This window comes from Ectopseudomonas khazarica, assembly GCF_017915135.1.
In the GTDB taxonomy this organism is placed as follows: Bacteria; Pseudomonadota; Gammaproteobacteria; order Pseudomonadales; family Pseudomonadaceae; genus Aquipseudomonas; species Aquipseudomonas khazarica.
Genome location: NZ_CP068551.1, coordinates 4,176,954 through 4,201,709 on the forward strand (window position 1 = coordinate 4,176,954; position 24,756 = coordinate 4,201,709).

Consider the following 24,756-nt stretch of genomic DNA (forward strand, 5'->3'; position numbering starts at 1 on the left):
CTCCTCAGGGTGTGGGGAAGATCAGCACGCTGCCTTGCATGCGGATGCTGCCATCGATCTTGGCGGAGAAGATCGTGGTCTGCTGGTAGCTCGGGTCACCGCCATTGGCGGCGCTCAGCGCCTTGTTCTTCCAACCGCCCTGGCTGGCCACGGCAAAGGCGAAGTTGCCGTCCTTGAAGCGAATCTCGTTGGGCAGCCCCAACGCCAGCACCTCACGCTCACCGCCAGCACTGGTGAGGGTACGGGTATCCAGGGTCAGGCCCTCGAAACTGAAGATGCCCTTGATGTTGTCCAGCACATACCAGCCGGCATTGGCACCGGAGCGCACTGCCACCCGCATGCCGCAACTCTCCGGGCTGCTGGCACCGACCAGGGCACAGCTGCGCTGGTTGGCCGTCCACTGCGCGGGGTTGTTGCTGGCGGGCGTATCCCAGAGCACGCCACCGTTCTTGTTGATGCTGAATTCGCCGGAGAGGTAGACACCACCCTGGCCGCTCAGCTCGCTCAGGGTGTCGTCATCCAGAGCCTGCATTTCCGCCAGCGCCAGGCTTGGCAGCAGCGCCAGCACGGCAATCGCTCGGCTAACGCAGGTCATAGCTGCTCACCTTCAGGTAGTTGAAGCTCAACCCGGAGATCTCGTTGCGGCCAAAGTTGTAGCCGCCGGTGGGAACCGCCGTGGGGCTGCTGCGCGTGCCGCCCATGGTGAGGTTCTCGAACACCAGGTTGGTCCGCGGCGCATTGGCATAGAAGTCGCTGGCCAGGGCCTGGCGCTGTGCCGCCGTGGTGCCGGTCGCCGTCGGGTTCTGCAACTCCAGCACGAACTGGCCGTCAGCGCTCGCCCGCAACCGCAGCGGCTGCGACTTGCCGTAGCCCAGGGCAATGTTGGCGTAACCGTTGGTGATATAGAGGGTGCGCGCGCCGCGCTGCGCAGCGGTTTCGCCGGCGGTATCGCAGTTGGCCTGGGCGCAGGACATCACCTCCAGGGTCTTGGCGAAGATGTTGATCCGCGCCTCGCCGACCAGCTCGCCATTGCCATTCTGCCCTGGGTCACCCCACAGCCGCAGGTAGGAGCCGTCCATCACCAACTGGTGGATGTCCAGCGCGAGCATCTCGGTACGTCCGGCCGATACCTGAAAATCGAAACGCATGCCCAGGTCAGCACGCCCGCTGGGGCCGGTCGAGCAGTTGGAGCCGGCACCGGCATAGCCGGCGATGCAGGGATTGCCGCCCGAAACGAGACGCTCAGGGAACTTCAGTGACAGCACGGTGATGTTGTTCGGTGTGGTCTGCACCCACTGCCCGTCGTCACGCAGGCTGCGCAGCTCCTCCCCCTTGGCCAGCTCCAGCTCGAAGGGATGGTCCAGGCTGCCGATGGTCACCGGATTGAGATTGCTGCCCTTGTCACTGCCGGCGGCCCCCAGATAGAGGTTATTCAGGGAGATGGGCACGTTGCGCCCCTGACCGTCGGTGATGTCGTTGATCACGATCTGCGCACCGGAACCATCCAGCAGCACCTGATCCAGCACGAAGCCCAGGCCGGCGCCCTGCACGTCGGACATTTCCGCGTCACTCAGCGGCTCCATCGCCTGGGCCGAAGCGCCGAGCATTACGCCAAGCAGCAAGTGGAGTGCGCGAATATCCATGGTCAGCACCCCGAGACGGCGCTGCCAAGGCAGGTGTCTTGGCGCGGGATACCGTTAAGCGCCTGGTTGAAGTCGAATTTTATCCCCGCCACAAGGTTGCCGTTGGCATCGCGGTATTTGGGAATATTGAGAAACGCACCTGCGACGGTATTGATCAGTTCGGAAGTATCCATATCTCGCCATTGCAGATCCTTTAATTGCAGCGAGATGAAGACCCCCTTGGCAGCCTGATCCATACCAGGCGCGCTGACGTTACCGATGTTCAGCGACCGGAACTGGCTGAGGTTGAAGCAAGTGGAAATGCCGATGATCTGACAACCTTGAGAGGGAAACGCGCTCAGCAACCCACCGAGTAGATTGCAGTTGGCGACACACTGCACGACCGAACCATCCTTCAGCCCGGCCTGGTTGGCCCGTACGGAATCCGGCGTGCCGTTGTTCACCAACTCGGCCTCGGAACGAATGGTCGAGTTCCCGTTCACCGTCGCACTGAGCAGCAAACGCTGAAAGAAGTTGGCTTCGTCGAGCAGCGGTTTGGCCTTACCCTGGAGATCCACTGCGATCTTGCCGGTCAGATGAGAAATGTCGCCCGACAGCACACCCTTGGCTTCACCGAAACCAATACGCACACCAACGACCTGATTCCCCTCGTATGCCAGTTCCAGGTACGGGTCCACGATCTGAAAGGGGTTGATGCTGTCGTTGGCACCCACTGTGCCCAGGGCAAAGTTGTTGATCAGAATGTCCGAAGCCCGCGTTTCACCCGCGCGCGCGTAACCACCCAGCTCCAACTTCTTGATGTTGAGTTGAGTGTCCACCTTGAGGCCAAAATTGATCCGGGTGTAATTGAGTGATCCAGCGGCATCGGTGCTGAGGTTGATGAACGCCTGCCCGGTGATGGCCGACAGCTCGCTGTCCTCCAGCTCGACCATGTTGGCCTGGACCGGGCCGCTCAAGGCCGCGGCGCATACCAATGCCAGAGCATGTTTGGCGAAGCGAAAGGACTGGCGCATGGCGAAACCCCTGTTCTTGTAGTGACGTCGAGCACTCCGGCTCGAATCCTTTATGGCCACTATAAGGACAGCAGCGCCAGAGCGGCCCGACCCATAGGCGGGAAAAGAGCGGAATTGCGCGCGCCCCATGCCGACCTGCGGTTGCGGTTGTTACCCAACGCCACACTCCCCAATCCCGACCTTGGTTAGGTAGGCGATGAGGTCATGCACTGGTGAACTGCAGCCCTTTCAACAAGGAGTCGTTGCCATGCAGATGCTCTACATCCGCTCTATCGCTACAGCCATGATTATGTTTCCGCTAATGGCCACTGCAGAAACCGGAAGTCCGATCGAACGCCAGCTCCACTTCATGGAGGGCGCCACGAAATCCCTTGAGGTGCCTAAACGGCGACCCAGGCTGTTTGGCCGCCTTGCCGAATCGGCCAACGCTCGAAGCGGGAACATCAGCATTGGAAAAGTGATCACCTACGATCTGGTCAACTACGCGCCCTACAACGGAACCCCCACGGACTACAGCACGCTGAACATCGTGTTCATGGGTTTCTCTTCATCCAGCCCTGTTTTTGGCTCTGCAACCACCGAGCTGGACCCGATCAGCAACATTCTGTTTGCAAGAATGGCCAAACCAAACAGCAACGCTGCAACGCCTGAACAGGGATTGATCTGCAACTTGTCCGTCACCAGCCAGACACTGGTTCAGGCTGTGGTCATCGATGGGGTCAACCTACCGCTCTCCTTCGCATACGACGCAAGCGCCAGCGAGAAGACCTACAGCGTGATCGTGCCAACCGGCTACTCTCAGGCCGAGAGTCAGTTGTATTACCAGCAGCAGCACGCCTTCTGCACCACCTTCGAATCCTTCAACAGCACCTACCCCAACGGCGCTTCGGTTCAGGTGACGCTGGTGCCCTGATCGCCCTAGTGACGCACCGCGTCAGTTTGCGACTGGCGCAGGAGGGGGGAGCGGGGGCGTAGAATCGCCCCAGGGCCATGCCAGGCCGTACCTTCACGGCCTGGCATATTTTCTGATCTTTCCCTGCCATGGCCGCCCGCCTCTATCTCATGACTACAGACCCGGATTACGCCGATGCCCGCGGGGACGAATTGAAGAACCAGAGCGACCTGGCCTGGGATCTCGACGCGATCACCAACCGCCAGCAGGCCATCGACTTCCGTCTGCACTTCGAGAACCGTCTGTGCGCCTATTCCAGCTACGTGGAGAAGCTCTCCAGCAACTACAGCTTCGTGGTGCCGGAGGAGGCCCACGGCAGCGCCACCATCTTCCCCGGTGAGCATCGCCTGGCTGCCTCCCGTGAGGGAGCCCTTCCAGAAGGGGCTGAAACTGCTGATCCAGCGCTACCGGGCCAAGCACGACCACTTCCTGCCGGGGCTGGCCAAGGGTGACCTGCGCGAGTACGAGGCGCGCATGCCGTCGCTGCACCTGCACCGCGTCGACACCACGCACCTGGGCCACCTGTCGCAGTTGGAGGTCAACACCATCAAGGCCGCCATCGCTGACCACCTGATCGGACTCTTCCGCCACGCCTGACCGGGTGCGGCACGCGATCCTTTGATCGCTTCGGACTGATTCGTCACCCCCCTCATGCAGTACAATCGTCCCCCTTTTTCCTGGCCGGGACCGTCTCCCACGATGATCGAACCCAAGCGCGTATTGCGCGCCCTCGCCGAACACTGGACGTTGCTCGAACCGCTGTGCGAGCGTTTCGACGCGGGCACCCTGAGCCTGGTCGAGCTGCGCGGCCAGCTCGCGGCCCAGCTGCCCGACGCGACGCCCAGTGACACCACCGCCCTGCTCGACACCTGGATTCGCCTGGACATCCTGGTGCCGGTGGCGAAGAGCCCCAACCGTTTCGAGCTCAACGCGCAGATCCACGACTTCCTTGCCTACCTGCGCCGCGAGCACCGTCTGGGCCTGTGCCTGGAGATCGAGGCCTACCTGCGCCATCTGGAGCGCCTGGCCGGTTATATCCAGGACGCCTTCGAGGTACGCGACGCCAACGACCTGGCACGCCAGCTGCGCCTGCTCGACATGCGCGTGCGCGACGTGCTGAAGAAACTCGGCAACGACGAACAGGCGCTGGTCGGCGTGGCCGACCGGGCCAAGACCAGCGACCGGCAGATTCCCCTGCGCCAGCGTTACGCCGAGGTACTGGCGACCTGGGACGAATACGTCGAGCCGATGATCCAGCTGGTCGCCGCCGATGGCGCCTTCGAGCAAGGGGTACGCCGGGTCGAACAGGTGCTGCTGCGCCTGCTCGGCGACCAGCAGCGCCTCGGCCAACTGGTCGACGACGACCTGCTGCTGCGTACCCACGCGCGCATCCTGGAAATGCAGACCACCGCCCAGCTGACCCTGCGCAAGGCCCGCGAACTGCTGCTGCCACTGCGCGAGGAAGCGCGCCGGCACAACGCCGTGACCCGTGGCGCGGCGCTGGCCCTGTCGGTGATCCGCAAGAAGGGCATCGACGCCGTGCCCCAGGCCGCCATGCCACTGTTCACCCGACCGCAGAGCAACTTCCTGGGCTCGGCCAGCCAGGTCGAGGCCTATGTCTACGCCCTGGCCCGCTTCGAAGCCAAGCCGGCGCACTTCCCCAAGGCCAGCAGCAGCCGCAAGGGCGGCGCGCCCAAGGCGCCTAAGACCGCGCGGGAGATGATCGAACGCTGCGAACAGGCCCTGCCGCTGCCGGACCTGATGACCTGGCTGCTGGAGCAGGAACCGGAAGGCGCCACCGACGAACTGCTCTACTGGTTCTCGCGCCTGTCGCGCGAATCGCGCTTCCAGCGTGACCGCCTGCAGCGCCAGACCTACCTGACCCGCGAGCATGAAATCAGCATCAGCTCCTACGCCCTGGTGGGTCGCCCCGATGCATGAGCACCTCGTAGGGTGGACAACGCTCTGCTTGTCCATCTCGCTGCTGGCCGGGCCGTGGAGGCATCAAGCGTCGTCCGCCCTGCGCCTGCCCGCCATCGGCCACCCCGAACTCTCAGGTGGAGCGCGCCCAGGCGCACTCGACCCAATGCTTGCCCGTGAGCACCGTCTATGAATATCGACCTGAAAGAAATGACCCAGCTGGCAGCCGCGTTCCGCGACCTGTTCAAGGGCTACCACATCTCCCGCAGCGAGCCGGAGTGCTACGCCCAGCTGTCGAGCATGCAGGACCAGTACCGCGCCCTGTTCCGCGCCCTCGGTTTCGAGCTGGTCTGCGACCCGCGCGGCTTCTACTACTTCGTCCCCGAGCAGGTCGCACCGCAGGTGAACAAGACCGCCCAGCGCCTGGCGCTGTTCACCTTCATCCTGGTCGAGCACCTGGCCGACCAGGGCCGCGACCCGCTCTCCGTGCTCGACGGCGGCAGCATAGGCCGTGACGAACTGCCGGCTCTGCTGGAGAAGTACCGCGACCTGTTCCTGCAGGCCGAGGTGACCACCTTCGAGGAGCTGGAAGACAAGATCATCCGCCGCCTGACCCAGCTCGGCTTCGCCGAGGACAGCAACGGCGTGTACCGTTTCCTGCCGCCGATGCACCGTTTCCTCGACGTCTGCCTGTCGGTGCAGCACGACCGTGACCTGGCCGCCAGCCTGCACAGCAGCGACCTGCCGCTGCCGGCACCGGTGCTGCTGGACGATGACGGTGATGCCGCAGTGGCCGAGGCCAGCGACACCGAGGAATCCGAGGAAGACGCCCTGGCCCGCGCCATGGCAGAAGAACGCGCTGCACAGGAGATGGACGCATGAGCCAGGAACGCTACGGCATCCGCCGCTTCGCCCTGCTGAACACCGCCGGCTACAGCCTCGGCCTGTTCCCGCTGGAAAACCCGCTGTCGGTGTACGGCGCCAACAACCTGGGCAAGTCCGCTTCGATCAACGCCCTGCAGTTCCCCATCCTGGCGCGCATGTCGGACATGAGCTTCGGCAAGTACAGCCTGGAAGCCTCGCGCAAGTTCTACTTCGCCAGCGACACCAGCTACATCCTCGTCGAAGTTGCCCTGCCCCACGGCCCGCACGTCATCGGCGTGGCCGGACGCGGCCCGGGCGGCGGCTTCGGCCACCAGTTCTTCGCCTACGCCGGCGAGCTGGACCTGGAGCACTACCAGCAGAACGGCACCTGCCTGCGTCAGCGCGAACTGTTCAAGAACCTCGGCCAGGCCGGCATCACCGCCTACGAGCTGAAGCCCGACGAACTGCGCCGCCTGCTGGTGGGTGGGCACACCAGCATCCCGCTGGACTTGACCCTGATCCCGCTGCGCTCGACCAGCGAACAGAGCCTGAAGACCTTCCGCGCGCTGTTCATCAACCTGCTGCACATGCGCGAAATCACTGCGGCCAAGCTCAAGCAGCTGTTCCTCGATGCCTTCGAGCACAGCCTGCGCTCGGGCAGCGTCGACTACATCGCCGCCACCGAGGAAGCCTTCCGCGACGTGCGCCGCATGGAGCAGGACTACCAGGCACTGGTCACTGCCGGCCCGCTGATCGAAGCGCTGGCCACCGGCGTCGGCCAGCGCGAGATCCTGCGCGGCAAGCTGCATCGCCTGTCGCCATTGCTCGACAACCTGCTGGGCACCTGGCACGACTACGCCGATGCGCGCAAGGAAGAGCTGGTGATCCAGGCCGAGCATTACCGCAACGAGCAGGACGGCCTGCAGAACGAACAGCGCGGCGGCACCAGCGAGCTGATGCGCCTGGAGCGCGAGATCAGCGAAATCCAACGCTGGCTGGGCGAACTGGCGGTGCTGAAGAACCGCTTCGCCCTGGTCGAAGACGCCAAGGTGCTGGAAGAGCAACTGCTCGCCGCCAAGGACACCCACGACGAGCTGGCTGGCGCCCTGGCGCAGTCGCGGCAGTTCTCCAGCGAGGACCTCGACGAGCGTCTGCGCGATCTGGAAAAACGCCTCAAGTCGGTCCGGCAGCAGCTCGACCACGCCGACAACAACAGCTACTCGCGCCTGCGCGAGGAATTCAGCCAGGCCGACGTCGACCGCCTGATGCGCCTGTTCAACGGCCAGCTGTTCAGCCTGCCGCTGGGCGAGAAAGGCATCCAGGCCGACGGCGACGATTGGGTCAAGGCGGTCGAAGCCGTGCTCGACCGTTTCAAGGGCGACACCTTCGCCGTGCCCGGCCTGTCCATCGACCTCAGCCATATCGAGCCGCCGGCCCTGCAGGCGCTGGCTGACCGCGCCGCCCTGCGCGACCAGAAGGATCGCCTGGAGCGCGAGCTGAAGCAGCTCAAGACCCAGCAGTCGGTCGCCGCCGACCGCGCCGCCAGCAAGGCCCAGGCCGAAACCCTGTACCAGGCCGTGCTGGACGCGCAGAAAGCCCTGGAAGACTTCCGCAAGAGCCAGACCCTGGCCGCCGAGGAGCCGCAGAAGCTGGAACGTCTGGCCGAACTGGAAGGCGCCCAGGACGAACTCAAGCGCGCCAGCGACGCCTTCGCCGAGCGGGTGCAGCAGCTCTCCGCCAAGCTGCAGCTGATCGGTCGCCAACTGGCCGATCTGGAAGCCAAGGAACGCACCCTGGAGGACGCCCTGCGCCGTCGCCAGCTGCTGCCGGCCGATCTGCCGTTCGGCACGCCGTTCATGGAACCGGTGGACGACTCGCTGGACAACCTGCTGCCGCTGCTCAACGACTACCAGGACACCTGGCAGGCGCTGCAACGCATCGACGGCCAGATCGAGGCGCTGTACGCCCAGGTTCGCCTCAAGGGCGTGGCCAAGTTCGACAGCGAAGACGACGTCGAGCGCCGTCTGCAACTGCTGGTCAACGCCTACGCCCACCGCCAGGACGAAGCCCTCACGCTGGCCAAGGCCAGACGCGCAGCGGTCACCGATATCGCCCGTACCCTGCGCAATATCCGCAGCGACTACGACAACCTGGAACACCAGCTGGCCCTGTTCAACCGCGAGATCAACAAGCGCCAGGTCTCCAACCTGCAGAGCTTCCGCATCGTCCTCGCGCCGAACAAGGAAGCCCTGCGCCACATCGACCAGATCATCCACAGCGCCGGCCAGTACGAGGAAGGCGAGACCCTGTCGGTGTTCGACCTGTCGCAGTCGGCCGAGCAGGACGCCAGGAACGAAGAAGCCAAGGATTACCTGTCGCGCCTGGTGGCCGCCAACGGCAACCAGCTGGGCCTGAAGGACCTGTTCGAACTGGCCTTCGAGATCACCAAGGTGCATGGCCAGCCGGTGATTCACACCGACATCGATGGCGCAGCCAGCAACGGCACCACCATGACCATCAAGGCGCTGACCAACATGTACCTGCTGCTGCACCTGATGGATCGCGAGCAGGCCGGGCGCGTGCGCCTGCCCTACTACCTCGACGAGGCGGCGGACATCGATGAACGCAACCAGCAGGCGCTGATCGAGACCAGCCTGCAGCTGGGCTTCGTGCCCATCCTGGCCTCGGTCAAGCCGCAGGTCTCGGCCCATGTGGCCATCGACCTGGAAGGCGGCAGCGGCCCCAACGGTATCTACATCGACGAGGCGGACTGGAAGTTCATCAAGCCCCGCGAGAATGCCAAGGCGCAGGCGCCCGAGCAGACAGAAACCGCCGAGCCGGCCTGACTCGTCGCGGCCGAAGCAGCTCCCACGGCTCGGGACATGAGCGTAGGAGCGGCTTCAGCCGCGAGCTTGTCTCTACCAGCCGGCTGGATGCCACTGTTCAGATCCCCCCAAGAGAAAGGGCCGCACAATGCGGCCCTTCTCGTTACTGCGCAGGGAGGATGTCGTTCTTACATCGCTCCCGGCAGCCGTCGCGCACCCCGTCCTACTCCAGGACGATCTTCGGCGCCCACTGCATCCAGGCGTCCTGCGGCTCATCGAACAGCGCGAAGGTCTGCCCCGGCTGCGCCGGACCGCCCATCTCCGGATTGTTCGGCGTGGCGAAGGCGATACCGCCTTCGATCAGCGCCTCCAGCGACTCGGTACGCACCTTCACGCCCTTGAACAGCCCCGCATCCACACCGATTCCGCTGGCGTTCCAGAAGCGGCTGCCCGTACGCACCAGCGGCGCATAGCGCGGTTCGATCAGCACGTGGATCAACACCCGATCCGAGGTCGGCCCCAGCTCGAAATCCACCACCTTGCCCACCGGCACCTCACGGTAGCTGACCACCACCCCTGGCTTGATCGAGCCGCGTCGTGGCGCGCTCAGCACCAGACGCAGCCCCTGCTCGCGTACAGCCTGGTTGGGCGGGCCATCCAGTGCAGTGAACTGCAGGCGCTGATTACCGCCCTGCAACGCCGGCAGCACCTCCAGGTACTGGCCACTGACCAGCGTGCCGAGGTTGGCGGCGCGGGTCAGACTCAGTTCGGGCTTGACCACCCAGAAGCGCGAGCCTTCGCGGGCGATCTGCCCTGCCGCCTGGGTGAGGCGCACATCGAGCATCACCGCCTGCAGGTCATCGGTCAGGGCCAGGCTTTCCACCTTGCCGACTTCCAGCCCCTTGTAGCGGATCAGGGTCCCCGGCTGCAGGCCATCGCCATCGTTCACCCGGATGCGAATCTGCGTGCCGGGCTGCAGGGCACTGTTCCGATCCGCATGCAGCGCAAAGCGCTGCACCTGGCGCCCCGAAGCGGGGGCCTCGGGGTTCGGGGTCTCGAAGGCGATACCGCCAGCCAACAGCGTCTGCAGGGATTCGCTCTTCACCTCCACCCCGGAAAGCCCGCCCTTGAGGGTGATGCCACTGGCGTTCCAGAAGCGTGTCGAGGTGTTGACCAGATGCACGTAGTCCGGCTCGATATGCACGCCGAGCACCACCTGGCTATTGTCCCTGGACAGCTGATAGCTCTGTACCGAGCCCACCTTGATCTGGCGATAGAGCACCGGGCTGCCAACCTCGATGGAGCCCAGCTGATCGCTGAACAGCACCAGATGCAGCCCCGGTGCGCCGAGGTCCAGGGGCGGCGCCTTGCTCCGCGCGACGAAGCTGCGAGCGGGCGGGCTGCCCTTCTCACCCGGCCTTACCGCGATGTAGTTACCCTTGACCAGTGCCTCCAGCCCGGTGATGCCCGCCAGCGAGATGGAAGGCTTGACCACCCAGAACTCGGAGCCTTCGACCAGATAGTCCTCGGCCAAGGGGTTGATGGTCAGCTCGGCAGTGGCGCTGGCGAGGTCGCGGTCGATCTTCATGGTCTTCAGGGTGCCGACCTCGATCCCCTTGTACATGACCGGCGTTCTGCCTTCCTGCAGACCATCGAAGTCGGTGAGCTTGACCACCACCTTGATGCCGGCCTGTGCGGCGTCGTAGCTCTCGTACAGGCGGAAAGGCAGCGACGGATCGGTCGGCGGACTGTCCTTGCGATGTTCCGGCGTGGCGAAGGCGATGCCACCGGCGACGATACTGGCAAGCGACTCGCTGCGCAGCTTGAAGCCGGACAGGTCGGCATCGATGCTGATGCCGCTGGCGTTCCAGAAGCGCGTGTGCTTGCGTACCAGGCTGGCGTACTCGGGCTCGATGAAGACCTTGACCTCGACGGTGCTCTCATCGTCACCCAGGGTGTAGCTCTTCACCCGGCCGACCTGAATCTGCTTGTAGAACACCGGGCTGTCACGGTTGAGCGACCCCAGCCGATCGGCCTTCAGGGTCAGGTGCAAGCCCGGCACGTCGTCGCCCATCGGCGGTTCTTGCGTCAGCGCGGTGAAGGTATGGCTCGCCTCGCCGTCACCCGGGTTGAAGGTGATGTAGTTGCCCGACACCAGCGTCTCCAGCCCACTGATCCCGGCCAGGCTGACATTGGGTTTGACCAGCCAGAAGCTCGTGCCCTTGCGCAGGTACTGCTCCAGATCCTTGTTGACCTCGAGCTGCGCCACCACGCCACGATTCTTGCCGGTCTGATCGAGACTGATCGAGACCACCTTGCCCACGACCATGCCCTTGTACATCAACTCGGTCTTGCCAGCCTGGATGCCTTCGCCGCTGACAAAGATCAGCTCGACCTGGATGCCGGCCTCGCTGTAGGCGCGCCAGGCCAGCCAACCGCCGATCAGCAGGGCGATGAGGGGCAAGACCCAGATGGCCGACCAGTTGGAAGCAGGACGCGTCTTGGCCATAGGAAGATCAGTCATGGTTGGTTTCCGTGTTGTCCCAGATGAGGCGGGGATCGAAAGTAAGTGCAGCCAGCATGGTGAGGATCACCACACTGGCGAAGGCAGCCGCACCGGCACCGGCCTCGATACTGGCCAGGCTGCCGAAGTTGACCAGAGCCACGAGGATGGCGATGACAAAGATGTCGAGCATCGACCAGCGCCCGATCCACTCGATGAAGCGATACATCAGAATACGCTGCCGGGCCGACATCGGCTGGTGCCGTTGCACCGAATACAGCAGCAAGGCAATACCGACCAGCTTGAAGGTCGGCACCAGAATGCTGGCGATGAAGACCACGGCAGCGATCGGCAGCATGCCGTGCTGGAGCAGCTCGACCACCCCTTCCATGATCGTCGCCGGTGCGCCCTTGCCCAAGCTGTTGATCGTCATGATCGGCAGCACGTTGGCCGGGATGTACAGCAACGCCGAGGTCAGCAGCAGCGCCCAGGTCCGAACCAGGCTGTTGGGCCTGCGCGCATGCACCAAACCACCACAGCGGCTGCAGTGCTGGTGCTCGACCTCGGGCTCGATCGGATTGAGCTGGTGACACTCGTGGCAGACCAGCAGACCGGCATCAATCGCACGCATGAACGTCTTCCCCGGACAGCGCCTGCCAGATCTGCTGTGGCGACATCGTCACCTCCAGCCAGATCTGTATCAACAGGAGCGCAATGAAGCAGAACAGGCCCAGGCCCAGGCTGAGATCTGCCAGGTCCATCAGCTTGACCATCGCCACCAGGATGCCCATCAGGTAGACCTCGAGCATGCCCCACTCGCGCAGGTGGTGGTAAATCCGATACAGCAGCAGGCCATAGCTGCGTCCGAAGTCCAGGCGAATGCTCAGCAACACCAGCAACTGGCACAGCAGCTTGAGCAGCGGCACCGCCATGCTGCAAAGAAACACCACCACGGCGATCGCCTGCATGCCACTGTCGTACAGCCCGAGCACGCCGCTCCAGACCGTATCCTGAGAGGTCTGGCCCAGCAGGTTGAGCTGCATGATCGGCAGGAAATTCGCCGGGATGTACAGCAGCAACGCCGCCATCACCAGAGCCAGGCTGCGGCGCACTACCTGATGGCGGTGACTGAACAGCTCGTAGCCGCAGCGCGGGCATTGAGCGCTCTCGCCATCGGCAAGCTGTGGCTTGCGCATGAGCAGGTCGCACTCATGGCAGGCAACCAGCTCATGCACAGGCAAGGAGGATAACGGAGCAGACATGAAGGTCCCCTGAATGCATGCGCGCATTCTAACCGAGCCATTTCGTCCGTATCCGGCAAGGTTGTAACTTTCCGCCCCCGTAGGAGCTGGCTAGCTGTGTAAACCCAGTACGTTGTTCAGTGGAAGCGGTGCTCTGCTGATCGGGGGCAGGTATCCGAGGCTGGCGTGCAGTCGGTGCCAGTTGTAGTGATGCAGCCAGGGCAGCAGGTGCGCTGCTCGCTGCTGTGAAGTGTAGTAGCTACGGGCATAGGCCCATTCACGCAGGCTCGTTTGGATGAAGCGCTCGGCCTTACCGTTGGTGCGTGGCGTATAGGGCTTGGTACGGATGTGTTTCAGCCTGAGTCGAGCACACAACCGTTGAAACGCCCGGGACCGATAACAGGCGCCGTTGTCTGTCATGACGCGCCGAAAGCAGATGTTCAGCCCGCGGTAGTAGCGCAGTGCTTGCAGCAAGGCCCGGCAGGCGCTGCTGCCGCGCTCATCTGGATGCAGGCTGGTGAACGCCAGTCGGGGCGCATCGTCGATAGCCACGTGCATGAACTCCCAGCCGGCGCCGTCGGAGCACTGCTGACGGTCGCCAGTGACTCGATGCCCGGGTTTCCAGAAGCGGCCAAGCTTCTTGATGTCCAAGTGCAGGAGATCGCCAGGATTGGCGTATTCATAACGCACCACCACAGGAGCGGGTTCCAGCTCAGCCAGCCGATGAAAGCCGGCCTGCTTGAGGCGGCGGGCCACGGTACTGACGGCCAGGCCGAGTATCTGAGCGATCTGCCGGTAAGTCTTGCGAGAGCGACGTAGCTCGATCAGTTGCTCGACCAGAGCGATTGCCGTGGCATGGGGGCATGAGTGCGGACGTGATGAACGATCCATCAGGCCAATCTCACCTTCCTCACGAAAGCGTTTGAGCCACTTGTAGGCTGTACGCACACTGACGCCAGCGGCTTGTGCCGCATCTTCGACTCGCAGACCGTTGAGCATGCGCTGCACGAGAAGGGCTCGACCTCGCGGGGTAAGACGGGCATGTTTATGCAGGTTCATCCGGGGCTCCTGGAAGGCTGTGTTGGTCGCGCTTCCAGAATTCCGGGAATGCCCCGGATGAACAACCTACTGAGAGATCACAGCTAGCCGGCGACTACCGCATCGCCCGCAAGCGGGCTCCTACGGGAATTTCGTGGCGCTCAGACCTAGGCGCCGCCACGTAGGAGCCGGCTTGCCGGCGATCACGTCCTGCAGGTTACCCCGCCAGGCGGCGCTGCCCACGCCGCACTTTCTGCCGCGCAAAGAAGAAACCCCAGACCTCGTTAGAGATCTGGGGTTTCGTATAGGAGCTTGACGATGACCTACTCTCACATGGTGAAGCACCACACTACCATCGGCGATGCGTCGTTTCACTACTGAGTTCGGGATGGGATCAGGTGGTTCCAACGCTCTATGGTCGTCAAGCAATTCGGTTGGGATCTCGCGGTAGGGCGCGATCCCTTGGATACGTGATAGAGGCTTGTAGCTCTCGCAAATTTTCGGCTTTCTGTCGACTTCACCATCGACACCCTCTGCTGTCAGAGCAGATTGTTTGGGTGTTATATGGTCAAGCCTCACGGGCAATTAGTACAGGTTAGCTCAACGCCTCACAGCGCTTACACACCCTGCCTATCAACGTCGTAGTCTTCGACGGCCCTTTAGGGGAATCAAGTTCCCAGTGAGATCTCATCTTGAGGCAAGTTTCCCGCTTAGATGCTTTCAGCGGTTATCTTTTCCGAACATAGCTACCCGGCAATGCCACTGGCGTGACAACCGGAACACCAGAGGTTCGTCCAACCCGGTCCTCTCGTACTAAGGTCAGCCCCTCTCAAATCTCAAACGTCCACGGCAGATAGGGACCGAACTGTCTCACGACGTTCTAAACCCAGCTCGCGTACCACTTTAAATGGCGAACAGCCATACCCTTGGGACCGGCTTCAGCCCCAGGATGTGATGAGCCGACATCGAGGTGCCAAACACCGCCGTCGATATGAACTCTTGGGCGGTATCAGCCTGTTATCCCCGGAGTACCTTTTATCCGTTGAGCGATGGCCCTTCCATACAGAACCACCGGATCACTAAGACCTACTTTCGTACCTGCTCGACGTGTCTGTCTCGCAGTCAAGCGCGCTTTTGCCTTTATACTCTACGACCGATTTCCGACCGGTCTGAGCGCACCTTCGTACTCCTCCGTTACTCTTTGGGAGGAGACCGCCCCAGTCAAACTACCCACCATACACTGTCCTCGATCCGGATAACGGACCAGAGTTAGAACCTCAAGGTTGCCAGGGTGGTATTTCAAGGATGGCTCCATGAGAACTGGCGTCCCCACTTCAAAGCCTCCCACCTATCCTACACAAGCAAGCTCAAAGTCCAGTGCAAAGCTATAGTAAAGGTTCACGGGGTCTTTCCGTCTAGCCGCGGATACACTGCATCTTCACAGCGATTTCAATTTCACTGAGTCTCGGGTGGAGACAGCGCCGCCATCGTTACGCCATTCGTGCAGGTCGGAACTTACCCGACAAGGAATTTCGCTACCTTAGGACCGTTATAGTTACGGCCGCCGTTTACCGGGGCTTCGATCAAGAGCTTCGCTTGCGCTAACCCCATCAATTAACCTTCCGGCACCGGGCAGGCGTCACACCCTATACGTCCACTTTCGTGTTTGCAGAGTGCTGTGTTTTTAATAAACAGTCGCAGCGGCCTGGTATCTTCGACCGGCATGGGCTTACGTAGTAAATACTTCACCCTCACCGGCGCACCTTCTCCCGAAGTTACGGTGCCATTTTGCCTAGTTCCTTCACCCGAGTTCTCTCAAGCGCCTTGGTATTCTCTACCTAACCACCTGTGTCGGTTTGGGGTACGGTTCCTAGTTACCTGAAGCTTAGAAGCTTTTCCTGGAAGCATGGCATCAACCACTTCGCATTCTAAAAGAACGCTCGTCATCAGTTCTCGGCCTTGATCTCCCGGATTTACCTAAGAAACCAGCCTACAACCTTAAACACGGACAACCAACGCCGTGCTGGCCTAGCCTTCTCCGTCCCTCCATCGCAGTAACTAGAAGTACGGGAATATTAACCCGTTTCCCATCGACTACGCATTTCTGCCTCGCCTTAGGGGCCGACTAACCCTGCGTCGATTAACGTTGCGCAGGAAACCTTGGTCTTTCGGCGTGCGAGTTTTTCACTCGCATTGTCGTTACTCATGTCAGCATTCGCACTTCTGATACCTCCAGCAAGCTTCTCAACTCACCTTCACAGGCTTACAGAACGCTCCTCTACCGCTCATCCAAAGGATGAACCCGTAGCTTCGGTGTATGGTTTGAGCCCCGTTACATCTTCCGCGCAGGCCGACTCGACTAGTGAGCTATTACGCTTTCTTTAAAGGATGGCTGCTTCTAAGCCAACCTCCTAGCTGTCTAAGCCTTCCCACATCGTTTCCCACTTAACCATAACTTTGGGACCTTAGCTGACGGTCTGGGTTGTTTCCCTTTTCACGACGGACGTTAGCACCCGCCGTGTGTCTCCCGTGCTGACACTTGCTGGTATTCGGAGTTTGCATCGGTTTGGTAAGTCGGGATGACCCCCTAGCCGAAACAGTGCTCTACCCCCAGCAGTGATACACGAGGCGCTACCTAAATAGCTTTCGAGGAGAACCAGCTATCTCCGAGCTTGATTAGCCTTTCACTCCGATCCACAGGTCATCCGCTAACTTTTCAACGGTAGTCGGTTCGGTCCTCCAGTCAGTGTTACCTAACCTTCAACCTGCCCATGGATAGATCGCCCGGTTTCGGGTCTATACCCAGCGACTAAAGCGCCCTATTAAGACTCGCTTTCGCTACGCCTCCCCTATTCGGTTAAGCTCGCCACTGAATATAAGTCGCTGACCCATTATACAAAAGGTACGCAGTCACCCAACAAAGTAGGCTCCCACTGCTTGTACGCATACGGTTTCAGGTTCTATTTCACTCCCCTCTCCGGGGTTCTTTTCGCCTTTCCCTCACGGTACTGGTTCACTATCGGTCAGTCAGTAGTATTTAGCCTTGGAGGATGGTCCCCCCATGTTCAGACAAGGTTTCTCGTGCCCCGTCCTACTCGATTTCATTGATAAGAGCGTTTCGTGTACGGGGCTATCACCCACTACGGCGGCACTTTCCAGAGCCTTCCACTACACTCAAATCAACTTAAGGGCTAGTCCCCGTTCGCTCGCCACTACTTAGGGAATCTCGGTTGATTTCTTTTCCTCAGGGTACTTAGATGTTTCAGTTCCCCTGGTTCGCCTCTTGCACCTATGGATTCAGTACAAGATACCCGGCTTATGCCGGGTGGGTTCCCCCATTCAGAGATCTCTGGATCACAGTCTGTTTGCCGACTCCCCAAAGCTTTTCGCAGGCTACCACGTCTTTCATCGCCTCTGACTGCCAAGGCATCCACCGTATGCGCTTCTTCACTTGACCATATAACCCCAAGCAATCTGGTTACTGTCTCAATCGTGAAGACGACATCGCCGAAAATTTGCGTCTTGAGAACTACAAATTTTGCCTTGATTAACAATGTGCAGTGAAACACATCGTTAGTCACTTCTATCACATATCCAAATTTTTAAAGAACGATTTGTACCGGTCAAAAGACCAGAAATCAGCACTCAACAGGTCATCACCTGAAGCGCTCATTTCTGAACTCTCTACGATCATGCTGTAATGGTGGAGCCAAGCGGGATCGAACCGCTGACCTCCTGCGTGCAAAGCAGGCGCTCTCCCAGCTGAGCTATGGCCCCGTAAGCATCTGCACCTGAATTGGTAGGTCTGGGCAGATTTGAACTGCCGACCTCACCCTTATCAGGGGTGCGCTCTAACCAACTGAGCTACAGACCTATCACAGGGTCGCCGCGTTACAGCATCGTCTTCTACAGTGAATCAAGCAATTCGTGTGGGAGCTTATGAGAAAGCTGAAGTCTTCGATTAAGGAGGTGATCCAGCCGCAGGTTCCCCTACGGCTACCTTGTTACGACTTCACCCCAGTCATGAATCACTCCGTGGTAACCGTCCCCCCGAAGGTTAGACTAGCTACTTCTGGAGCAACCCACTCCCATGGTGTGACGGGCGGTGTGTACAAGGCCCGGGAACGTATTCACCGTGACATTCTGATTCACGATTACTAGCGATTCCGACTTCACGCAGTCGAGTTGCAGACTGCGATCCGGACTACGATCGGTTTTATGGGATTAGCTCCACCTCGCGGCTTGGCAACCCTTTGTACCGACCATTGTAGCACGTGTGTAGCCCTGGCCGTAAGGGCCATGATGACTTGACGTCATCCCCACCTTCCTCCGGTTTGTCACCGGCAGTCTCCTTAGAGTGCCCACCATAACGTGCTGGTAACTAAGGACAAGGGTTGCGCTCGTTACGGGACTTAACCCAACATCTCACGACACGAGCTGACGACAGCCATGCAGCACCTGTGTCTGAGTTCCCGAAGGCACCAATCCATCTCTGGAAAGTTCTCAGCATGTCAAGGCCAGGTAAGGTTCTTCGCGTTGCTTCGAATTAAACCACATGCTCCACCGCTTGTGCGGGCCCCCGTCAATTCATTTGAGTTTTAACCTTGCGGCCGTACTCCCCAGGCGGTCAACTTAATGCGTTAGCTGCGCCACTAAAATCTCAAGGATTCCAACGGCTAGTTGACATCGTTTACGGCGTGGACTACCAGGGTATCTAATCCTGTTTGCTCCCCACGCTTTCGCACCTCAGTGTCAGTATCAGTCCAGGTAGTCGCCTTCGCCACTGGTGTTCCTTCCTATATCTACGCATTTCACCGCTACACAGGAAATTCCACTACCCTCTACCGTACTCTAGCTCGCCAGTTTTGGATGCAGTTCCCAGGTTGAGCCCGGGGCTTTCACATCCAACTTAACGAACCACCTACGCGCGCTTTACGCCCAGTAATTCCGATTAACGCTTGCACCCTTCGTATTACCGCGGCTGCTGGCACGAAGTTAGCCGGTGCTTATTCTGTTGGTAACGTCAAAACCGCAGGATATTAGCCTACAGCCCTTCCTCCCAACTTAAAGTGCTTTACAATCCGAAGACCTTCTTCACACACGCGGCATGGCTGGATCAGGCTTTCGCCCATTGTCCAATATTCCCCACTGCTGCCTCCCGTAGGAGTCTGGACCGTGTCTCAGTTCCAGTGTGACTGATCATCCTCTCAGACCAGTTACGGATCGTCGCCTTGGTGAGCCATTACCTCACCAACTAGCTAATCCGACCTAGGCTCATCTGATAGCGCAAGGCCCGAAGGTCCCCTGCTTTCTCCCGTAGGACGTACGCGGTATTAGCGTTCCTTTCGGAACGTTATCCCCCACTACCAGGCAGATTCCTAGGCATTACTCACCCGTCCGCCGCTGAATCCAGGAGCAAGCTCCCCTCATCCGCTCGACTTGCATGTGTTAGGCCTGCCGCCAGCGTTCAATCTGAGCCATGATCAAACTCTTCAGTTCAATACTGCTTGGGTTTTGAGAAAACCCTAAACTTGGCTCAGCAATCGCAAATAAACTCTCGAATTCACGAGTGTTACTTGTGATGCTGATAATCAGTTGACTACCAGTCTTACCTCACAAGCACCCACACGAATTGCTTGATTCAGTTGTTAAAGAACAGTTGGTTAAGTCTTTCGTCTCAACCGAGGCCGCGCATTCTACAGCAGCCTTTGTTTCTGTCAAGCTGTTTTTCGAAGAATTTTTTCTTTCTACTCAACCACTTGCGCTTTCGATCAGAGCTTCTTCTCTCCAGCGGGAGGCGCATTCTACAGCATTCAAAACCGCTGTCAACCACCTCTTTTCTACCGCTTTCGATCCACTCGACCGAATCACCAACAGGACTCAACCACCACCCTGTCGACCGGCGCGAATTCTACACGCCTGACCCAGCTTTGCAACCCCTCTTTTAAACTTAACTTATTGATTAACAAGAAGTTTTCGAAGAGCTTCATCGCTGAAGTGGCGCGCATTCTACAACCCACAGAACGCGCGTCAAGCTTAAATTGCAACTTTCTTCGGATTTTCACGCAGACCGGTCCCTGCACGCTGCAATGCCTTCGCCACGACACTGAAGCGCATCGCCAACAGCGCCCCACCGATGAGGGCATAGGCCAGCCACTCTCCCAGGTCCGCCCGGACGACCCAGAGCATATGCAACAGCGCCAGCAGCAGAATGCCGTAGACCAGACGATGCAGTGCCTTCCACTTGCGCCCCAGCTTTCTGATGCTGAAACGGTTGGAGGTCACAGCCAGTGCCAGCAAGCCAAGAAACGCCAGCGCACCGACAATGATGTATGGGCGCTCGTAAAGATCGCGCAGCACCAGATCCAGACGCAGCCCGGCAATGAACAACACGTACCCCGAAAGATGCAGGGTGACATAAGTGAAGCACCACAACCCGAGCTGGCGGCGCACGGCGATCCATCCCCCCCAGCGGCTGAGCTGCTGCAGAGGAGTCATGGCCAGTGTGATCAGCAGCAGAATCAGAGCACCCAGCCCCAGGTTGTCCACCAGGGTCTTGCCGGGATCAGGCCCGAGCAGGCCGAACAGCGCCAGATACAACCAGTACAGCGGCGGTGCCGAGGCGGCCAGGAACACACCGACGCGCCAGAGTCGATAGCGCATCAGTAGTACCTCGCCAGGTCCATCCCGGCATACAGCCCGGCCACCTCGTCATAGCCGTTGAACATCCGGGTATCGATCACGTTCGGACTGAACAGCCCACTGGGCAGCCTGCGCTCGGTGGCCTGCGACCAGCGCGGGTGATCCACCTGCGGATTGACGTTGGCATAGAAGCCGTATTCGTTCGGCGCGATGCGCTCCCAGGTGGTCGCGGGCGCCTCGGCCACCAGGCTGATGCGCACGATCGACTTGATGCTCTTGAAGCCATATTTCCAGGGCACCACCAGACGCAACGGCGCACCGTTCTGATGGGGCAGTACCCGCCCATACATGCCGACGGCCATGAAGGCCAGCGGGTGCATGGCCTCGTCCATGCGCAAGCCTTCTACATAAGGCCAGTCGATCAGAGAAAAGCCCGAGCGCTGCCCCGGCATGTGCTCATGGTCCACCAGCGTTTCGAAACGCACGTAACGCGCCGAGGAGGTCGGCTCGACCTGCTTGAGCAGATCAGCCAGGGGGAAACCCAGCCAGGGAATGACCATGGACCAGGCCTCGACACAGCGCAGCCGGTAGATGCGCTCTTCGAATGCATGAGGCTTGACCAGGTCTTCGATGGCATAGCGCCCCGGCTTGCCCACCTCGCCATCGACCGTCACGGTCCAGGGCTCGACCTGCAGCGAGCCGGCCCTGGCAGCAGGGTCGCCCTTGCCGGTCCCGAACTCGTAGAAGTTGTTGTAGTGGGTCGCATCCCTGAAGGGCGTGATGCTCTCCCCTTCGACGGTCATCGCCTGCCAGCGCGCGGCCGACAGTTTCTCGTCGAACCAGCCGGGCGCCTTCGCCGGCTCGACATCGGCATAGACACCCTGCGACTCGGCGCTTGCCCAGCCCGGCATCGCAGCCATGGCCGCCAGCGCCAGCGAGCCCTGCATCAGCTTGCGACGGGACAGGTAAACGGACTCGGGCGTGACTTCGGACTCGAGAGCCCGAGAGGAAGAAGGAACTCGGATGAGCATGGCAACCCCGCGACTACAGTTCGAGAAACGAACTGTAGACCACGGAGTAGATGAGAAATTACACCGTCAGACGGATTTGCGACGACGCAACTGCAACAGGTACTGGATCGGCCCGGACACCGCATAGGCGAGGAAGATCAGCAGCAGGATACGCGGCGGGTCGCTGAACACCACGGCGAACACCAGGACCACCGCCAGGATGGCCACGAACGGCACACGCCCTTTCAGGTCGAGGTCCTTGAAGCTGTAGTACTTGATATTGCTGACCATCAGGCAGCCGGCGGCAGCCACCAGCAGCGCGACGGCGAAGGACATGTTCGAGCCCTTGATGCCGAAATCGCTGAAGGCCCAGACGGTGCCGGCAACCACACCCGCCGCAGCCGGACTGGCCAGGCCGATGAAGTAGCGCTTGTCGACGCTGCCGATCTGCGTGTTGAAGCGCGCCAGGCGCAGCGCCGCACCGGCGACATAGATGAAGGCGACCATCCAGCCGACCTTGCCCATGCTGCCCAGGGCCCACTCGAACGCCAGCAGTGCGGGAGCGACGCCGAAGGCGACCATGTCCGAGAGCGAGTCGTACTCGGCGCCGAAGGCGCTCTGCGTGTTGGTCAGTCGTGCGACTCGGCCATCCAGGCTGTCGAGCACCATGGCGACGAACACCGTGGCGGCAGCGACGTAGAAGTTGCCGTTCATCGCGTTGATGATGGAGTAGAAACCGGCGAACAGGTTTGCCGTGGTGAACAGATTGGGCAGCAGGTAGATGCCGCGGTGACGAACTTTGCGCCCTTCGGCGTCCTGCCCTTCCTCTATGTGCTCGTCGATCGGCAGCAGGCTTTCCAGATTGTCGCCGGCCGGCTTTTGATCCTCGGGACCTTCACTCATGAACAGCACCTTGCAACGGGTTTGACGAATTTCAACCGGGGCGACTGGACTCAGTTCGCCACCAAGCGAGCAGGCTTTATACCAGAAGCCTCGCCGCAGAACGAAAAAACGCGGCATAAAGCCGCGTTCTTTCGCACATCGCAGACCTTAGTTCTTGGTCTTGTCGACGATCTTGTTGGCCGCGATCCACGGCATCATGCCGCGCAGTTGCTCACCGATCACTTCGATGCCGTGCGCAGCGTTGTTACGACGCTTGGCAGTCATCGACGGGTAGCCAGTGGCACCTTCGCTGATGAACATCTTGGCGTACTCGCCGTCCTGGATGCGCTTCAGGGCGTTGCGCATGGCCTGGCGGGACTCGGCGTTGATCACTTCCGGACCGGTGACGTACTCGCCGTACTCGGCGTTGTTGGAGATCGAGTAGTTCATGTTGGCGATGCCGCCTTCGTACATGAGGTCAACGATCAGCTTCAGTTCGTGCAGGCACTCGAAGTAGGCCATTTCCGGCGCATAACCGGCTTCGACCAGAGTTTCGAAACCGGCCTTGACCAGTTCGACGGTGCCACCACAGAGAACGGCCTGCTCACCGAACAGGTCGGTTTCGGTCTCGTCCTTGAAGGTGGTTTCGATGATGCCGGTACGGCCGCCACCAACGCCCGAAGCGTAGGACAGGGCAACATTCTTGGCGTTGCCGGAAGCATCCTGGTAAACGGCGATCAGGTCAGGGATGCCGCCGCCCTTGACGAACTCGGTGCGTACGGTGTGGCCCGGAGCCTTCGGCGCGATCATGATCACGTCGAGGTCGGCACGCGGTACGACCTGGTTGTAGTGGATGGCGAAGCCGTGGGAGAAGGCCAGGGTAGCGCCCTGCTTGATGTTCGGCTCGATCTCGTTCTTGTACAGCTGGCCCTGGAACTCGTCCGGGGTCAGGATCATGACCAGATCGGCAGCGGCAACGGCGCTGGCGACGTCGGTCACTTTCAGGCCGTGAGCTTCGGCCTTGGCCACGGTCGCGGAGCCTTTGCGCAGACCGATGGTGACGTCGACACCGGAGTCCTTCAGGTTGCAGGCCTGAGCGTGGCCCTGGGAGCCGTAACCGATGATGGCGACTTTCTTGCCCTGGATGATGGAGAGGTCGCAATCTTTGTCGTAATAAACTTTCATGTTCTTGGCTCTTCTGAATCGAAAGGGATGGGGTGCAAGCACCGCGACAGAGAAACCTTATGTGATCTATCCCGTTGCGTAAAATGATATATTTGCAACACAACGTGCCGATATCTGAAACACACATGGACAGTCACTCCCTCAGGCTCTTTCTTTCCCTGGCCGACAACCTGCACTTCGGCAAGACCAGCCGTGAACAGCACGTCAGTCCGTCCGCGCTCAGCCGCAGCATCAAGCAGCTGGAGGAAGAACTGGGCGCGACGCTGTTCGTGCGCGACAACCGCTCCGTGCGCCTGACACGCGAAGGGCAACAGTTTCGCGAGTACGCCAGCGATGTCATGAATGGCTGGCAGGCCATCCGCCAGACCTTCATGCAGGACCAGCAGAGCCTGCACGGCGAGTTGTCCCTGTACTGCTCGGTCACTGCGAGCTACAGCTTTCTCTACGACATTCTCAGCAGCTTCCGTCAGGACTACCCTCGCATCGAGATGAAACTGCACACCGGCGATCCGGCGAAAGCCGTGGAACGGGTGCAACAAGGGCTCGAGGACCTCGCCATCGGCGCACGCCCGAACAACCTGCCGGCGGGGGTCGACTTCCAGTCGATCACCCGCTCGGAACTGCGCTTCATCGGCCCGCAATCCCCGCAATTGCTGAGCGACGAGCAACTCAGACAGCCCACGGCGGACAGCTGGAAGGACGTGCCGATGATTCTCTCGGAGGAAGGCCTGGCCCGTACGCGCACGGATCGCTGGCTGAAAAGCCATAACATCAAGCCGCGCATCTATGCCCAGGTGAGCGGCAACGAGGCCATCGTCAGCATGGTCAGCCTGGGCTTCGGCATCGGCGTGGTGCCACAGATCGTGCTCGACAACAGCCCGCTGACCGCACGCATCCGCATCTACGATATTCAGCCGCCGCTGGCCGCTTATGACATCGGCCTGTTCGCCCTGGAGAAGCGCCTCAAGGACCCGTTGATCGCCGCGTTCTGGAACCGCCAGCGCTGAATTCGGGCAGACGCCCTGCCGGGCATGTCAC

The 24,756-nt window shown here is 60.6% G+C and carries 16 protein-coding genes, 2 tRNA genes, 3 rRNA genes and 1 pseudogene; 6 read left to right on the forward strand and 16 right to left on the reverse strand.

The window, feature by feature from the left end:
- Positions 1-4: 4 nt before the first annotated feature.
- Genes JLK41_RS19680 through JLK41_RS19690 form a run of 3 tightly spaced genes read right to left on the reverse strand, consistent with a single transcriptional unit; the run spans position 5 to position 2,656 of the window.
- Positions 5-595, reverse strand: a complete 591-nt coding sequence (locus tag JLK41_RS19680) for a DUF6160 family protein (protein WP_210389643.1) — start codon at positions 593-595, stop codon at positions 5-7.
- Positions 582-1,643, reverse strand: coding sequence for a hypothetical protein (locus JLK41_RS19685; protein ID WP_210389644.1), 1,062 nt, complete (start codon positions 1,641-1,643; stop codon positions 582-584). Before JLK41_RS19685 ends, JLK41_RS19680 begins: the two co-directional genes overlap by 14 nt.
- Before the next feature lie 2 nt (positions 1,644-1,645).
- Positions 1,646-2,656: a DUF6160 family protein gene (locus JLK41_RS19690; RefSeq protein WP_210389645.1), complete on the reverse strand. Its 1,011-nt coding sequence runs from the start codon at positions 2,654-2,656 to the stop codon at positions 1,646-1,648.
- A 247-nt stretch (positions 2,657-2,903) separates the two neighbouring features.
- Between JLK41_RS19690 and JLK41_RS19695 the strand changes: the two genes are divergently transcribed.
- The 5 genes and pseudogenes from JLK41_RS19695 to mksF all read left to right on the forward strand — a co-directional run bounded on the left by JLK41_RS19695 (position 2,904) and on the right by mksF (position 9,238).
- A complete protein-coding gene (locus tag JLK41_RS19695; RefSeq protein ID WP_210389646.1) occupies positions 2,904-3,569 on the forward strand; it encodes a hypothetical protein in 666 nt (221 codons plus the stop codon).
- A 149-nt stretch (positions 3,570-3,718) separates the two neighbouring features.
- Positions 3,719-4,205 (forward strand): annotated as a pseudogene (locus JLK41_RS19700) (hypothetical protein).
- Positions 4,206-4,307: 102 nt separating this feature from the next.
- Positions 4,308-5,549, forward strand: coding sequence for an Mks condensin complex protein MksB (gene mksB, locus JLK41_RS19705; protein WP_210389647.1), 1,242 nt, complete (start codon positions 4,308-4,310; stop codon positions 5,547-5,549).
- Between the two features lie 168 nt (positions 5,550-5,717).
- A complete protein-coding gene (gene mksE / locus JLK41_RS19710; RefSeq protein WP_037055946.1) occupies positions 5,718-6,410 on the forward strand; it encodes an Mks condensin complex protein MksE in 693 nt (230 codons plus the stop codon).
- A complete protein-coding gene (mksF, locus tag JLK41_RS19715; protein WP_210389648.1) occupies positions 6,407-9,238 on the forward strand; it encodes an Mks condensin complex protein MksF in 2,832 nt (943 codons plus the stop codon). Before mksE ends, mksF begins: the two co-directional genes overlap by 4 nt.
- A 202-nt stretch (positions 9,239-9,440) precedes the next feature.
- On the opposite strand, the gene JLK41_RS19720 is transcribed toward mksF, so the two are convergent.
- The 13 genes from JLK41_RS19720 to ilvC all read right to left on the reverse strand — a co-directional run bounded on the left by JLK41_RS19720 (position 9,441) and on the right by ilvC (position 23,718).
- Positions 9,441-11,741, reverse strand: a complete 2,301-nt coding sequence (locus tag JLK41_RS19720) for a PqiB family protein (protein WP_210389649.1) — start codon at positions 11,739-11,741, stop codon at positions 9,441-9,443.
- On the reverse strand, positions 11,734-12,351 hold the full coding sequence (locus JLK41_RS19725; protein ID WP_037055940.1) for a paraquat-inducible protein A: 618 nt from the start codon (positions 12,349-12,351) through the stop codon (positions 11,734-11,736). The genes JLK41_RS19720 and JLK41_RS19725 overlap by 8 nt, the downstream gene beginning before the upstream one ends.
- On the reverse strand, positions 12,338-12,982 hold the full coding sequence (locus tag JLK41_RS19730) for a paraquat-inducible protein A (protein ID WP_037056020.1): 645 nt from the start codon (positions 12,980-12,982) through the stop codon (positions 12,338-12,340). The genes JLK41_RS19725 and JLK41_RS19730 overlap by 14 nt, the downstream gene beginning before the upstream one ends.
- 90 nt (positions 12,983-13,072) lie before the next feature.
- Positions 13,073-14,020, reverse strand: a complete 948-nt coding sequence (locus tag JLK41_RS19735; RefSeq protein WP_210389549.1) for an IS481 family transposase — start codon at positions 14,018-14,020, stop codon at positions 13,073-13,075.
- A gap of 289 nt (positions 14,021-14,309) precedes the next feature.
- Positions 14,310-14,425 (reverse strand): 5S ribosomal RNA (gene rrf / locus JLK41_RS19740).
- 138 nt (positions 14,426-14,563) lie between these two features.
- Positions 14,564-17,456 (reverse strand): 23S ribosomal RNA (locus tag JLK41_RS19745).
- 244 nt (positions 17,457-17,700) lie between these two features.
- Positions 17,701-17,776, reverse strand: a tRNA-Ala gene (locus JLK41_RS19750).
- 20 nt (positions 17,777-17,796) lie between these two features.
- Positions 17,797-17,873: transfer RNA gene (locus JLK41_RS19755), tRNA-Ile, on the reverse strand.
- A gap of 88 nt (positions 17,874-17,961) precedes the next feature.
- Positions 17,962-19,498, reverse strand: a 16S ribosomal RNA gene (locus JLK41_RS19760).
- The 16S, 23S and 5S rRNA genes sit together here with 2 tRNA genes alongside, the layout of an rRNA operon.
- A 537-nt stretch (positions 19,499-20,035) precedes the next feature.
- Positions 20,036-20,662, reverse strand: a complete 627-nt coding sequence (gene msrQ / locus JLK41_RS19765; protein WP_134675621.1) for a protein-methionine-sulfoxide reductase heme-binding subunit MsrQ — start codon at positions 20,660-20,662, stop codon at positions 20,036-20,038.
- Positions 20,662-21,672 carry a protein-methionine-sulfoxide reductase catalytic subunit MsrP gene (msrP, locus tag JLK41_RS19770; protein WP_210389650.1) on the reverse strand — a complete coding sequence of 337 codons (1,011 nt, stop codon included), beginning with the start codon at positions 21,670-21,672 and terminating at the stop codon, positions 20,662-20,664. Before msrP ends, msrQ begins: the two co-directional genes overlap by 1 nt.
- Before the next feature lie 66 nt (positions 21,673-21,738).
- Positions 21,739-22,554 carry a CDP-diacylglycerol--serine O-phosphatidyltransferase gene (gene pssA, locus JLK41_RS19775; protein ID WP_037057267.1) on the reverse strand — a complete coding sequence of 272 codons (816 nt, stop codon included), beginning with the start codon at positions 22,552-22,554 and terminating at the stop codon, positions 21,739-21,741.
- A 147-nt stretch (positions 22,555-22,701) separates the two neighbouring features.
- Positions 22,702-23,718, reverse strand: coding sequence for a ketol-acid reductoisomerase (gene ilvC / locus JLK41_RS19780; protein ID WP_037057270.1), 1,017 nt, complete (start codon positions 23,716-23,718; stop codon positions 22,702-22,704).
- A 125-nt stretch (positions 23,719-23,843) separates the two neighbouring features.
- Between ilvC and ilvY the strand changes: the two genes are divergently transcribed.
- Positions 23,844-24,725 (forward strand): HTH-type transcriptional activator IlvY, encoded by an 882-nt coding sequence (gene ilvY, locus JLK41_RS19785; protein ID WP_134675623.1) that lies wholly within the window; start codon positions 23,844-23,846, stop codon positions 24,723-24,725.
- The last annotated feature ends 31 nt before the right edge of the window (positions 24,726-24,756 follow it).